We start from the raw sequence: 13,645 nt of genomic DNA on the forward strand, positions 1-13,645 counted from the left end.
CATGGCGACGACACCAGCACCCGCCCCGGCACCCGCCACCAAGCGCCGCACCGGCGCGACGCGCGAACGCCAGAGCACGCACGAGGGCTTCCTCGTCCACAAGAACGCCAAGTGGATCAAGCTGTCTGCCGCGCTCGCTGCCGCGCTGATACTGCTCTATATTTTCGTGCCGCTGCCACCCGGCCACTTCGGCTCAAGCTGGCTGGGCTACACGCTGGGCACCATCGGCGCGCTGCTGATCCTGTGGCTGACCGCGCTGGGCATGCGCAAGCGCGCGATCACGCCGGGGCGCTGGTCGTTGAAGGCGTGGACTTCGGCGCATGTCTGGCTGGGCGTCCTGCTGATCGTGATCGGCACGCTCCATTCGGGCTTCGCCTTCGGCTGGAACGTCCACACGCTGGCGTGGGCGCTGATGATGATCGTGATCGTCTCGGGCATCTTCGGCGTGACCGCCTATGCCACCCTGCCGCGCGCGCTATCGGCCAACCGCTATGATGCGGAAGGCGCGATCACCGAAAAGCAGATGGTCGAAGCACTGCGCTCGCTCGACCGGCAGCTGCACGATGCCGCCCAGCCGCTCGATCCCGAATGCGCCGCGCTGGTGGGCCGCAGCCTTGAGCAGGACCCGTTCACCGGCTCGATCATCAACCGCCTGACCGGGCGCTATCCCGGCGATGCCACGCGTGAGGCGGCGGGCGAACTGCGCCGCCTGCGCGCGCACCGGCCGCGCATCGCCGATGATCCGCTCGACAAGGTGGACGCGCTGCTCACGCGCAAGGAAGCCATGCTGGCGCGGCTGAGGCGCCATCTCAGGCTCAAGGGCTGGCTGCAGGCCTGGCTCTACGTCCATGTCCCCATGACCTTTGCGCTGATCGCCGCGCTTTCCGCGCATATCGTCAGCGTCTTCTTCTACTGGTGAACGCCATCATGAGCCCGCCCATGAACTTTGTCGTCCGCCAGATCGCCCTCAAATCCAGCGGGGAGGAGATCGTCCGCCGCTCGGTCGTGGAGAGCGATGTCCTCGTCATCGGCCGCGATGCATCTTCGGGCATTCACTTGCCCGATCTTGCCGTCGATCCCCGGCACGCCCGCGTCAGCGTTGTGGACGGCGATACGCTGCGCATCGATTCGATCGGTGAGCAGCCGTTCACCGTGAATGGCCGTTCGGCCACCACAAGTGAGCTGGAGATCGCGACCGGCGCGGAACTCGGCTTCGGCGGCCACCGCATCACTTTGACGCGCGAGGCGGAGAGCGGCCTGCCCGCCTTCACCGTGCGCCGTGTCGAGGCCGTCTCGGAAAGCGCCGAAGCCATCGATATCGGCAGCGCCTACACGCTGCAGAAACTGCTGCCGGGCAAGCGCCTCTCCGCATGGGGTTTTGCCGCGCTGATGCTGATCGCGTTTCTGGCGGTGCCGATCTGGTCGTGGGCGACCTACCAGCCGCTAGCGCTGCACAAGGATGCGCGGCGCCCTGCGGGGATCCATGGCGATACGGCATGGTCTTCCGGCAACCTCAGCCTCGCGCACAAGAATCTGAACAACGATTGCCAGTCCTGCCACGTGCAGCCGTTCGTGGCGGTGCGTGATAACGCCTGCATGACCTGCCACAAGGCCGATGCGCACGAGCATATCGCCGATGGCGCGCGGCTGCTGAAAGCGCGCGGGGTGCCCACCGGGTTCGCCGGATTCCAGCGCGCCGTGGCCACGGCGTTCAACCGTCCGGCGGGCAGGTGTGTCGATTGTCACACCGAGCATGAGGGCGCGGGTGCTATGCCCGCCACTCGGCAGCAATTCTGCACCGAATGCCACGATGGGTTGAAGACGCGCTTGTCTGACACGAAGATCGCCGATGCCGCCGATTTCGGGACGGCCCACCCCCAGTTCCGGCCCATGCTGGTTTCCGGGATCGGCGGGGACGGCAAGCCGTTGTTCCAGCGCGCCGTGTGGCAGGACGGGATGAAGGAAAACACCGGCCTGAAGTTCACCCACGCGCAGCACCTTTCGAAAACCAACGGCATCGCGCAGATGGTGCGCCGCCGTCCGGGCGAATTTGCCGCAAATGATGCGCTGGGCTGCAAGGATTGCCACCAGACAGAAAGCGGCGGCGCTCGGTTCAAGCCGGTCGAGATGGAGAAGGCCTGCCAGAGCTGCCATTCGCTGACCTTCGACGAGATCGGCGGCACGTTCCGCACGCTGCGGCACGGCCAGCCCGAACAAGTCGTCGCCGATCTGCGCGCCGCATTCCGGGGCGGCATGCCGCCGCGGCCGGCCAGCCTTTCGGGCATGGCGCGGCGCATCCCGGGGGCCGCCGCGCAGCAATCGAGCGCGGCAGACTATGCCCGCGCGGTCCACTTTTATCCGATGCAGGCCGATCAGGCCGTGGCGGCGGTCTTCAGCAAGGGCGGCATGTGCTATGATTGCCATACCGTGACGCGCAGCGGCGGCGCGGCGACGGGCGGCTTCAGCGTCCAGAAAGTCGCGCAGAACGGACGCTACTACAACAAGGGCTGGTTCGACCATAAGGACCATCGCAAGTCCGATTGCGCCAGCTGCCATGTGAAGGCGGCCACTTCGAACGATGCCAATGCCGTGCTGGTGCCGGGGATCGATGGCGCGGGCGGGTGCCGTTCGTGCCATGTCGGCGAAGGCGGGGCAAAGCTGGCGAGCGCGCACGTCAAGGAACCGGTCGCATCGGGCTGCGCGATGTGTCACGAGTATCACATGGACAACGGCGCACCGTGGAAGCCGGCCGACAAACGCAAAGGCCCTGCGCTGCTTACCGCAGCCTGGGATCGCCCACGCCACTCGCCAGCGCTGCGCTAGGCATTCTGGGGACCGCCGGATGCTGATCGCGCAGATCACCGACATTCACCTGGGCTTCGAGCCCGACAGTCCCGGCGAATTCAACCGCCAGCGGCTCGACCGGGTGGTGGCGGAACTGGCGCGCATGGTGCCGCGCCCGGACATGCTGCTCGCCACCGGCGACCTCATCGACCGGGGCGACCGCGCCAGCTACGAGCGGCTCGACGAGGCGCTCTCGGGCCTGCCCTTTCCCGTCTACTACGCGCTCGGCAACCATGATGAGCGCGCGACATTCGCCGATGTGTTCCCCGGCGCGAAGTTTGATGGCGGCTTCCTGCAATATGCCATCGAAACCCCGGCAATGCGCCTGCTGGTGCTCGATACGCTGGAAGAAGGCCGCCACGGCGGCGCGTTCTGCGAAGCGCGGGCGGCGTGGCTCATGGCCCAGCTCGATGCACAGCCGGACCGCAAGACGCTGATCGTGCAGCACCACCCGCCGATCGAAGTGGGCATCGCCTGGATGAACACCGATCCCGCCGAGCCATGGGTGGAGCGCCTTGCCGAATGCCTGCGCGGGCGGACCAATGTCATCGGCCTCATCTGCGGGCACATCCACCGCGCCGTGACGACGCATTGGGAAGACCTCGTCGTCGCCACCTGCCCCTCAACCGCGCCGCAAGTCGCGCTCGATCTCAGGCCAATCGACCCCGACGTGCCAGACCAGCGCCCGCTGATCGTGGCCGATCCGCCCGCCTATGCGCTGCACTGGTTCAATGGCCGCGAGCTTGTCACCCACTGGCAGACGGCCGAGGATCACACGATCCTCGCGCGCTATGACGCGAACCTGCAGGGCATGATCCAGCACATGCTGGCCGAACGACCGGGCACACCCGGCGGCCACTGAACCGCCCGGTGCGCCTGCCTCAGGCTGGCCGCATCAATCCGGCTGGGTCACCTTCGGCGCAGCGGCAAACGGCTTGATCCCGAGCTTGGGGTAGATTTCCGCCGGGTAGTAGAACGTGCCGTCCTTCACCACCATCGCGATGGCCTTGATCGCCTTCAGATCCTTCACCGGATCGCCGGGCACGAGGAAAAAATCCGCGAGCTTGCCGCGCTCCACCGATCCCAGCTGCTGATCCTGATGGAGGTAGGCCGCCATCTCCAGCGTGGCGCGCGCAAGGACTTGCCCCGGGGTGAGGCCCAGCTTGCCGAACAGTTCGAGCTCGCGGTGATAGGTGAACGCGCCGCCGGTATCGGTGCCGGGGATGAGCAGGATGCCCTTGCGGTTCATCTCGGTCAGCGTTTCCAGCACTTTGCCATAGGCCGCGACATAGTCTGCGCGCTGCTGCGGCGTATCCGTGCCAAACAGCGCCTGCTTGAGCTGCCGCTGCTCGGCAGGCGGCATGTGATCGATATAATCGAGCGCGCCGGGATTGGGCTGGCCGTCCAGCGCGGTAAGGCCCAGTTCGTGGATGCCGATGGTCGGTTCATGCGCGACATGGCGCGCGACCATCGCATCGAGCGTCGCCTGCACTTTGGCCGATTTCACATCGAGCGCGGGGAAGCGCCGCATCGCGGTAAAGCGGAACAGCGTGCGCGTGTCCTCATCCGGATTGAGCACCCAGCCGAGCATGAGCTGGTTGACATGCGTGACCTCGTCAAACCCGGCGGCGATCATCGCATCGGCATTGGAAAATGCCGGGACATGGCCCGCCACCCGCAGCCCCAGCCGGTGCGCTTCGGCAGCGATGGCGGGTGCCCATTCCGGCTTCATCGAGTTGTAGAGCTTGACCTGCCAGAACCCCCGCGCGGCATATTTGCGCACCGCCGCGATGGCCGCGTCCTGCGAGGCGACGACCGTGCCGTTGCGCGCCGAATAGGGACTTTCCCCTTCGATGAAGCCCGAACGCACAATGCGCGGCCCCGCCAGTTCGCCCGCTTCGATCCGCGCATTCAGCTGATCGAGCACATCGTCGCGGTTGCCCATGTCGCGCACCGAAGTCACGCCCGCCAGCACATTGAGCAGCGCGTCCTGCTGCGCGAGGTGGGCGTGCATTTCGAACAGGCCGGGCACCAGCGTGCCGCCCGCCCCGTCGATGGTGGTCTCTCCCGGAACCGCCGGACTGCCGGCGGGCACGACTTCGCTGATCTTCCGGCCGAACACCACGACATCGCGCGGCTCGGTCAGCGCCTTGGCCGCCGGATCGAACACGCGCACGTTGCGGATGCGCACCGGCCCGGCATAGCGCCGGGCGTTGTCTTTCTGCAGCGTGGTGAAGCGCTCCGCCCCCAGCCGCTCGGCCTCTGCGCGCAGCGGCTCGACCGCAACTGCCTCGTAGCCCTTGCGCACCAGCACCGAATCCGGCGAGGAAACGGCGAACAGCTCTCCTGATGCATCGAGCGTGATGATGCTGGGATCGAGCGCCAGCCCGCTCAATTCGTAAGTCGTCACGTCCAGTCGGCCATCCGGCCCGTCAAACACGTGGCGGCCCTTTTCCGTCAGCCGGGCAAGGCCTGCCGGCGCCACCGGCAGCGCCATGCCGGGCGCACTGCGCAAGGCTTTCGCCATCAGCGCGATATCGCTCACCGAACCGTTCTGCGCGACATAGTAGCGTGGCGCATCAGGGCCCTTGATGGCGCCCGGCCCGGCCAGATCCTGCCATTTCGCGCCTGCCGCGCTGCGCGTGAACCGCTCGTTCACGGCATTGCCGAATGTCGTGCGCCCGGTGATCGTCCAGTTGGCGGGGGAACCATCCGCCGCGAGCACGATCTTTTCCTTGATCGTCGGCCCGCGCCCGTTCTGCTTGATGTCGAAGTCGATCGTGATCGTTTGCCCGTTCTGATCGGCGATATAACGGCCGATATCGGCCTTGTCGGCGATCATCCGGTATTCCACTGGGCGGGCGGCAAGCGGCGAAGCCGCGCTGCACAGTGCAGCGGCGAGAACCAGCTTGAACTTCATGACCACTTGTCTCCCCTGTCCACTTTCATCGCACGCCGGCCAGCGTCTTCTGCCGCCGCCGTTGCACCGAACTGCCAAGGCCGATCGCCTCGCGGTATTTCGCCACTGTCCGCCGGGCGAGATCGAAGCCGCGCGCCTTGAGCAGATCGACCAGCGTATCGTCTGACAGCACCGCCTTGGGGTCTTCCGCCTCGATCAGCTGGCGAATCGCCGCCTTCACCGCTTCGGCAGACACCGCGCCTTCGCCATCGGACGAGGCAACGCCGGAGGTGAAGAAGTACTTCAGCTCGAAGGTGCCGCGCGCGCAATGGAGGTACTTGTTCGAGGTGACCCGGCTGACGGTCGATTCGTGCATCGAAATCGCCTCGGCCACCGTGCGCAAGGTCAGCGGCTTGAGATGCGCCACGCCCAGCCGGAAGAAGCCTTCCTGCTGCTTCACGATCTCCGCCGAGACCTTGAGGATCGTCTTCTGCCGCTGATCGAGCGCTTTCAGCAGCCAGTTGGCATCGGCCAGCCGCTCGCCCAGCCAGGCCTTGGCGTCCTTGGCCACGCAGGCACCGCGCATCTCGACATAATAGCGCCGGTTGACGACAAGGCGCGGCAGAGTGGCCGGATTGAGCGCGATATCCCAGCCGGGCACGCCATCATCGCCCGTCACCGCCTGCACCAGAATATCGGGCACGACCGCTTCCGCAGGGCCGGAGCCAAAGCGCAGGCCGGGCTTGGGATCATAGCTGCGCAGTTCGCGCAGCATGTCGGCAAAGTCCTCGTCATCGACCTGGCACAGCCGCTTGAGCCGGGGGATTTCGCCGCGAGCGAGGAGATCGAGATTGTCGATCAGCCGCGCCATGCACGGATCATAGCGGTCCGCCTCGCGCGCCTGGAGCGCGATGCATTCTCCGAGATTGCGCGCGCCCACGCCCGTGGGATCGAGCGACTGGACGAGGCCGAGCGCAGCCTGCATGGCGACTTGCGGCAGACCGAGCGCGCCGCCCGCTTCGTCCAATGTGGTGGTGAGGTAGCCCGCCTCGTCGATCTGGCCGATCAGCCAGCGCGCGGCAAACAGCAGCGCCGGGTCCGACGTGACCGCACCGATCTGGGCGTGGAGATGCTCGGCAAGGGTTGCACTGTTGCCGCCGCGCTCGTCGATATCGGGCCCTTCGCCGCCCGCACCTCCGCTGCCGAAATCGCCGCCTCCAAGATTGCCGAGGCTGTCGGTGAAGTCGCTCCGCGCGCCGTCCCCCGTATCGCGGTCGCGGTCGAGCGCGGTGGCATCGATATCCAGCGGACGATCATCCGCCGCACGGCCTTCGCTGACCAGCTGATCGACCGGTGAGCTTTCGAGCGTGGTGCGCCGCAGCCCTTCCGCTTCGCCCTCGAATCCCGGATCAACGGGGCCATCGCTTGCGCCCTCGCCCAGTTCGAGCAGCGGATTGGAGTCCAGCGCATCGCCGATGAAGGCCTCGATCTCGAGGTTCGACAGCGCCAGCAGCTTGATCGCCTGCTGGAGCTGCGGGGTCATGACCAGTGACTGGCTTTGGCGGAGGTCTAACCGCGGACCCAGCGCCATCGCTGGCTATCCTTCCAAGCGCGGAGGGGTGATACCCTGAACCGTCACAGGGTGAAGCCCTCACCGAGATAGAGCCGCCGCACGTTGGGATCGGCCACCAGCGCCTCGGGGCTGCCGGCAAACAGCACCTGGCCGCCATAGATGATGCAGGCGCGGTCCACGATATCGAGCGTCTCGCGCACGTTGTGATCGGTGATCAGCACACCGATGCCCCGGTTCTTGAGATCGATCACCAGATGGCGAATATCGCTGATCGAAAGCGGATCGATACCCGCAAACGGCTCATCCAGCAGGATGATCGAGGGATTGGCCGCGAGCGCGCGCGCGATTTCGCAGCGCCGCCGCTCCCCGCCCGAAAGCGCCATGGCCGGTGAGGCGCGCAGGCGGGTCAGGCCGAATTCATCGAGCAGCCGGTCCAGCTCGGCGGCGCGGGTCGCCTTGTCTGGCTCGACCAGTTCGAGCACCGTGTTGATGTTCTGCTCGACCGTCATGCCCCGGAAGATCGAGGTTTCCTGCGGCAGGTAACCAAGGCCGAGGATGGCCCGGCGGTACATCGGCAGGCGGGTGATATCGACGCCATCGAGCAGGATGCGGCCCGAATCCGGGCGTACCAGCCCCATGATCGAATAGAAGCAGGTGGTCTTGCCCGCACCGTTGGGCCCAAGCAGGCCAAGCACTTCGCCCTTGGCCACCGACAGCGAGATATCGGTGAGCACCGCGCGCTTGTCGTAGCTCTTGGCGATCGAGACCACTTCCAGCCCGCCCTTCTCGAGGGTGGCATGGTTGGTCGCTGTGGCAGGCATCTCGTCCATAGGCGAATGGTCCATAGCCGGGTCCGCGGCGCGGGCAAAGCCCGTCTGCACGCCTTTGGCAGGATTTATGCATGGCAGTATTTGTACCAGCAGCGCGGTGATTGCCCCAAGGCAGGGCGAAACTGCAAATATTGCAGTGCTTGAAACAAATCGGAATGCGTGGTCTACTTCGCGTGGAGAGCATGAAAACAGGGGCAAGACCGATGCGCAAAGGCATAGCCGCGGATCCGGGCAGCGAAAGGTCAGCTATGGCAGGCCAGCCAAGTGATCGGGCAAGCGATTGGCGCAAGCGGATGAGCGACACGGTCGCCTACAGCCTGCTCGTCTACACCGCCCTGCAGATCTTCGTCACCTTGCGCACGCTGGAAGGCGAAGGCGGCTCGATGCTGCCGATGCTGGCGCTGATCGTGCTGGTGGCCGGGATCATTCCGATGTTTCGCCACTTCGAACGCCGCTGGGAAAGCCTGAGCGACACAAAGGCATCCGATCCCGCGCTGCTTGCCGATTTCCGCCGCGACCAGCTGGCGATCTGGGCGGTTGCGATTGGCGTGCCGTTTCTGCTGGCGGCCGTGTTCCGGACGCTTGTCTCGCTGGCCTAATGTCTTTGGGCTGATTGCGGGAAGCGCAGGAGCGGGCTAGATCGCCCGGCGAAGGCTCTGCACTGCGGAGCCAGCCGATTGTCCGCTTGAAAGGCCCCGCCCCCGATGCTTTCCCCCCAAGAGGCCCAGGCACGCTGCCACGCGCTGATCGAACGCGCGGTGCGGGCCGGCGCCGAAGCTGGCGATGCTGTTTATATTGGCGATTCTTCCGAAGCCGTATCCGTGCGGCTCGGCGCGCTCGAAGATGTCGAGCGGTCCGAATCCGAACACATCGGCCTGCGCGTGTTTGTCGGCGGCGCTTCGGCCTCGATCGGTTCAACCGACCTTGGCGATAGCGCGCTCGATGAACTCGCCAGCCGCGCGGTCGACATGGCCCGCGCCGCGCCGGCCGACAAGTTCGCCGGACTCGCGCCCGAGGAGCTGCTGCTGCGGGAGCAGGCGCCCGATCTCGATCTCGTCGACCTCAACGAACCCGATCCGCAAACCTTGCGCCGCTGGGCCGAGGAAGCCGAAGACGCGGCCCGCGCGGTGCCCGGCGTCACCAACAGCGAAGGCGGCAGCGCCAGCGCAGGGCGCGGCGTTGTCGCGCTGGCCACCAGCCACGGGTTCAGCGGCGCCTATGCCGCGACCAGTCATGGCCGTTCGGCCAGCGTGCTGGCGGGCACGGACAGCGGGATGCAGCGTGACTATGCGTGGCGCAGCGCGCGCCATGCCGCAGATCTGCCCTCGCCCGCCGCAATCGGGCGTGAGGCAGGGGAGCGCACCGTTGCGCGGGTCAATCCGGGCCGGGTGAAGAGCGGCACCTATTCCATCGTGTTCGATCCGCGTGTCGGCAGTTCGTTCGTCGGCCACTTGCTTGGCGCGATGTCGGGCGCGGCCATCGCGCGGCGCGCCAGCTTCCTGCTGGACAAGGACGGCGCGCAGATCTTCGATTCGGCCATCACCATCAGCGAAGACCCGCTGCGCCTGCGCGGCCCGCGCTCACGTCCGTTTGATGGCGAAGGATTGCGCACCGGCCCGCGCAAGCTGATCGAAGAAGGCCGCCTCACTGGCTGGCTGATGGATGCCGCCGCCGCGCGCCAGCTGGGCGCGGTGCCCACCGGCCATGCTTCACGCGGAGGATCGGGCGCGCCGCACGTCACGGCAGGCAATCTCGTGCTCCAGCCCGGCTCGGTCAGCCGCGCCGGGCTGATGGCCGACATTGCCGACGGCATCTACATCACCGAACTTATCGGCCACGGCGTGAACGGCGTGACCGGCGACTACAGCTGCGGTGCTTCGGGTTATCGCATCGAGGGCGGGGAGATCACCGGCCCGATTGCCGAGTTCACCGTGGCGGGCAACCTGATCGACATGTTTGCCCGGCTCATCGCGGCTGACGATCTCGAGACCTGGCGCGGCATCGACGTGCCGACCCTGCGCATCGACGGACTCAGCGTCGCCGGGGATTGAGGGCGGGTAGGATCGAGGGCGCGGCGACCGCGCCCTCATCACGCAAGCTTACTTGCCGGCAGCCTGCGCGCGCTCGATGGCCTCGATCGTGATGCGCTTGGCATCCTCGGCGCCGCCCCACTTGCCGACGCGGACCCACTTTTCCTTCTCCAGATCCTTGTAGTGGGTGAAGAAGTGCTCGATCTGCTGGAGCACGATCTCGGGCAGGTCGCTCTGCTCCGCAACGTCGCGGTAGTAGGGGAAGGTCTTGTCGTCGGGCACGCAGATCAGCTTCTCGTCGCCGCCGTGCTCGTCTTCCAGATTGAGCACTGCAATCGGGCGCACGCGCACGACCGAGCCGGGCACGAACGGCGAGCGCGCAATCACCAGCGCATCGAGCGGATCGCCATCGGGCGAAAGCGTGTGCGGCACGAAGCCGTAGTTCGCCGGATAGCGCATCGGCGTGTGGAGGATGCGGTCCACGAACAGCGCGCCGGAAGCCTTGTCGAACTCATACTTCACCGGTTCACCGCCGACGGGAACCTCAATGATCACGTTGAGCGTTTCGGGCGGATTCTCGCCGGTGGGGATCATGTCGATGTTCATGGGACGCTTTCGCTGGGCCGCACGGGCCGGGGGAAACTTGCGCGCGCTCTCTAGCGCCGGGCGTTGTGCGTCGCAACATGAACCTAGGGTGCTATCGCTATATCCCGCCGATCCCGTTGATGGTGAAGGCGATCACCCCGATGTTGAACACGAACGCGGCGAAGGCATGCGCCGTCACGATCCGCCGGATCGAACGCGAGGATATCGCGACGTCAGAGGTCTGGAAGGTCATGCCCAGCGTCAGCGCGAAATAGACGAAATCGAGGTAGTCGGGCGGTCCGCTGCCGGGAAAATCGATGCCCCCTGCATCCTCGCCCGGCTGGGTGCCCGGCTTGTAGTATTCGTGCGCATAATGCAGCGCATAGACCACGTTGGCGAACAGCCAGGTGAGCAGCAGGGTGAGGATCAGGCGCGGCAAAGCGCCCGGTTCGCCGTGCTTGGCAGCGGGGAGCTCGCCCGCGATCGCGGCCATCACCACCAGCGTGATCAGCGTGCTGATGGCAAGAACGACGATGCGATTGGCGTCATTCTCTTCCGAATGGCGGCGCATGGCCGCGATATCGCAGGCGCGCAGCAGCGGCAGCAGCGAGAGCAGGAAACCGGCGACCGCGAAATCGAAGCCCACCACCAGCGCGTCCGCCGGATCGGCAAAGCCGCTGGCCCAGCCGCGCGCGGCAATCCCGGCCATCAGCAGTGCCAGAAACAGCACGAAGCGCGGCGGCGCGAACCTTTGGCCAAACGCCCGCGCGCTGCCGCTGCCACTTTCCATCTTACGACGCAGCGGACTTCTTGGCCCCAGGCTTTACCCCAGACTTCACCGGCACCGCGCGCGGCGCCAGCAGCTTGTCGAGCCCGGTGGGCGCAGTGCCCGGCGCAGCGCGCTCCAGCCAGGGCCAGCGCAGGCCGTCAAAATAGGGCAGCGCCACGGTCCGGACGACATCATCGCGCTTTACGATCAGCTGGATCGGCGCATTCGTGCCCTTGGCCGCCGTGATCGCCGCCTTCATCGTCTCCTGATCATAAGCCTTCGCGTTCACCGAGAGGATCTGCATCCCCGTGACGATCCCGGCGCGGAATGCCGGTCCATCCCAGCGGCTGCCGGAAATCTTGCCGTCGTTATCGATGGCAAGGCCGATCGAATGGTTGAGCGAGATGTATTTCCCCGCCGCCATGCGCGCCTTGTCATAAGGATTGGGCTCTTCCTTCCACGCCAGCCGATAGCCGCCGCGTTCGATCCCGCCGAGCGGGGAGGGCTGGCCCGGGGTCTGGATGCGGGTCTTGAAGAACCCGGCCCAATCGTAGGGATGGAGCGCCGCGAGCGTCTTCACCACGTCGTCCTGCTCATAGGTCAGCACGCCCCAATCGCCATCCTTCACACCAAAGAAAGCCTTGGCGAAATCGTCGATCCCCTTTTTGCCCGCTGTGCCGTCACGCAGGATCGCATCCACTTCCAGCCACACCAGCGCGCCCTCGGTGTAGTATTCCTCGTTGCGCGCCAGCGAACTGAACGGCTTGGGCTTGCGGCTCGCCATGATCGGATCGTGGGTGGTATCCTCCACCGAACGCCATTCGCGGCCCGGATACTGGGTGAACGAGCCTGCGTAGTTGGCAAACTGGCCCAGCACCTGCTCCTTGCTCTGCACGCCCGAACGCGCGGCGAGGACCAAGCCCCAGAACTGCGTCTGCCCTTCATAGACCCACAGCAGGTTGTCCTGCATCGGCGCGCGGTAATCCGGCGTCCACAGCCGCGCCGGGCGGCGATACTTGCCATCCCACGAATGCGAGAATTCGTGCGGGATCACGTTGCGGTCCCAATCGCCCGCCGCCCAGTCGATCAGCGTGCGCGGCTCATACTGGTTCTCGCTCGAACGGTGGTGCTCCAGCCCGATGCCGCCCATCCGGTCGGTCATCGCCAGCAGGAAATCATAATGGTCGAAGTGCTTTGCGCCGAAGGCGAGCAGCGCCTCATCGACCATGTTGCGATAGACCTTGAGGTTCTCGGGCGCGATCTGCAGATACTCGGGCTTGTCCGCCACGAGATCGAACCACACTCCCTGCCCCAGATCGTGCCGCGCGGCATGAAGCCCGGCAAAGATCGGCGAATCGACCAGCGTCTCGTAGTCGGTCACGTCCCAGGTCACGACGTTTCCGCTCGCCGCCTTTCCATCCAGCGCGGTGAACACCTGCCAGCCCGCAGGGAACGTCACCGTGGGCTTCACCTTGATCGCCCGCACGTAATGCCCGGCAGGATAGAGGCTCATCTTCTCCCACTGCAGGTTGAGCATCTCGCGCGTCATCGTCACGCGGCCTTCGCTTTCGCGCAGCGGCGAGGTGTGGATGAACTTCGCGGTAATCTCCGCCGCTCCGGCAGGCACATCGACATGGAAGGCAAACACGTCGACCGGATCGCGCGTCCACGTCAGCAGCTGGCTGCCTGCATAGAAGCGGATGTCGACCAGTTCGGCGATGGTGCCCTTCGGCCCGTGGTTGCCGGGCAGCCACTTGGGATGAAGCAGCGTGAGCTTCGTCGAACCCGCTGGCACCGGGATCGTCTCGGTCACGCGGTAGGCGCCTGTGGTCACGTCGCTGGCATCGATCGCGAGGCTGATCGTGCCGGGATAGGGCTTGTCCTCAGCCGCCGGGATCGGATCGACGAACACCGCCGCCATGGGCCGGGTGTTCGCTGGCGGCTGGACTTGCGCGAAGGCGCTGGTGGAAAGCAGGGCTGCGGCCAGGACGAGAACGGGGCGCAGAATGGCGGGGCGCGAAGGCCGCTTGGGCGTGAAAGTCATCACGGCTTCATGGCGCGAAGCGGCGGGGACTGCAACCGGGCAGCCCGGGCAGGGGTACAGCCCCCCGTTCC

At 66.1% G+C, this 13,645-nt stretch carries 11 protein-coding genes; 5 read left to right on the forward strand and 6 right to left on the reverse strand.

Annotated elements, in window-relative coordinates; all coding sequences use genetic code 11:
* The first annotated feature begins 1 nt into the window (after nucleotide 1).
* Genes CFE35_RS04180 through CFE35_RS04190 form a run of 3 tightly spaced genes read left to right on the forward strand, consistent with a single transcriptional unit; the run spans nucleotide 2 to nucleotide 3,706 of the window.
* Entirely contained in the window at nucleotides 2–919 is a 918-nt protein-coding gene (locus CFE35_RS04180) for a hypothetical protein (RefSeq protein ID WP_292928257.1), read from the forward strand.
* A gap of 20 nt (nucleotides 920–939) precedes the next feature.
* Nucleotides 940–2,823, forward strand: coding sequence for a cytochrome c3 family protein (locus tag CFE35_RS04185; RefSeq protein ID WP_292928259.1), 1,884 nt, complete (start codon nucleotides 940–942; stop codon nucleotides 2,821–2,823).
* Nucleotides 2,824–2,842: 19 nt separating this feature from the next.
* Entirely contained in the window at nucleotides 2,843–3,706 is an 864-nt protein-coding gene (locus CFE35_RS04190) for a phosphodiesterase (protein ID WP_292928261.1), read from the forward strand.
* 33 nt (nucleotides 3,707–3,739) lie between these two features.
* Here the strand turns inward: CFE35_RS04190 and CFE35_RS04195 are convergent, their stop codons facing one another.
* Genes CFE35_RS04195 through lptB form a run of 3 tightly spaced genes read right to left on the reverse strand, consistent with a single transcriptional unit; the run spans nucleotide 3,740 to nucleotide 8,146 of the window.
* Nucleotides 3,740–5,764, reverse strand: coding sequence for an amidohydrolase family protein (locus CFE35_RS04195; protein WP_292928263.1), 2,025 nt, complete (start codon nucleotides 5,762–5,764; stop codon nucleotides 3,740–3,742).
* A 25-nt stretch (nucleotides 5,765–5,789) separates the two neighbouring features.
* Nucleotides 5,790–7,334 carry an RNA polymerase factor sigma-54 gene (gene rpoN / locus CFE35_RS04200; RefSeq protein ID WP_292928265.1) on the reverse strand — a complete coding sequence of 515 codons (1,545 nt, stop codon included), beginning with the start codon at nucleotides 7,332–7,334 and terminating at the stop codon, nucleotides 5,790–5,792.
* Nucleotides 7,335–7,378: 44 nt separating this feature from the next.
* On the reverse strand, nucleotides 7,379–8,146 hold the full coding sequence (gene lptB / locus CFE35_RS04205; RefSeq protein ID WP_292928855.1) for an LPS export ABC transporter ATP-binding protein: 768 nt from the start codon (nucleotides 8,144–8,146) through the stop codon (nucleotides 7,379–7,381).
* Between the two features lie 293 nt (nucleotides 8,147–8,439).
* On the opposite strand from lptB, the gene CFE35_RS04210 reads away from it, so the two are divergent.
* Together CFE35_RS04210 and CFE35_RS04215 are read left to right on the forward strand one after the other, a co-directional pair.
* Nucleotides 8,440–8,745 (forward strand): hypothetical protein, encoded by a 306-nt coding sequence (locus CFE35_RS04210; protein WP_292928267.1) that lies wholly within the window; start codon nucleotides 8,440–8,442, stop codon nucleotides 8,743–8,745.
* A 105-nt stretch (nucleotides 8,746–8,850) separates the two neighbouring features.
* Nucleotides 8,851–10,197, forward strand: a complete 1,347-nt coding sequence (locus CFE35_RS04215; RefSeq protein WP_292928269.1) for a metallopeptidase TldD-related protein — start codon at nucleotides 8,851–8,853, stop codon at nucleotides 10,195–10,197.
* 48 nt (nucleotides 10,198–10,245) lie between these two features.
* Here the strand turns inward: CFE35_RS04215 and ppa are convergent, their stop codons facing one another.
* The 3 genes from ppa to CFE35_RS04230 form a co-directional block, all read right to left on the reverse strand.
* On the reverse strand, nucleotides 10,246–10,782 hold the full coding sequence (ppa, locus tag CFE35_RS04220) for an inorganic diphosphatase (protein WP_292928271.1): 537 nt from the start codon (nucleotides 10,780–10,782) through the stop codon (nucleotides 10,246–10,248).
* Between the two features lie 97 nt (nucleotides 10,783–10,879).
* Nucleotides 10,880–11,551 (reverse strand): DUF1345 domain-containing protein, encoded by a 672-nt coding sequence (locus CFE35_RS04225; RefSeq protein ID WP_292928273.1) that lies wholly within the window; start codon nucleotides 11,549–11,551, stop codon nucleotides 10,880–10,882.
* A gap of 1 nt (nucleotide 11,552) precedes the next feature.
* Nucleotides 11,553–13,574, reverse strand: coding sequence for a peptidase M61 (locus tag CFE35_RS04230; RefSeq protein ID WP_292928275.1), 2,022 nt, complete (start codon nucleotides 13,572–13,574; stop codon nucleotides 11,553–11,555).
* Nucleotides 13,575–13,645 lie beyond the last annotated feature (71 nt).

It is taken from the genome of Novosphingobium sp. PASSN1, from assembly GCF_002278815.1.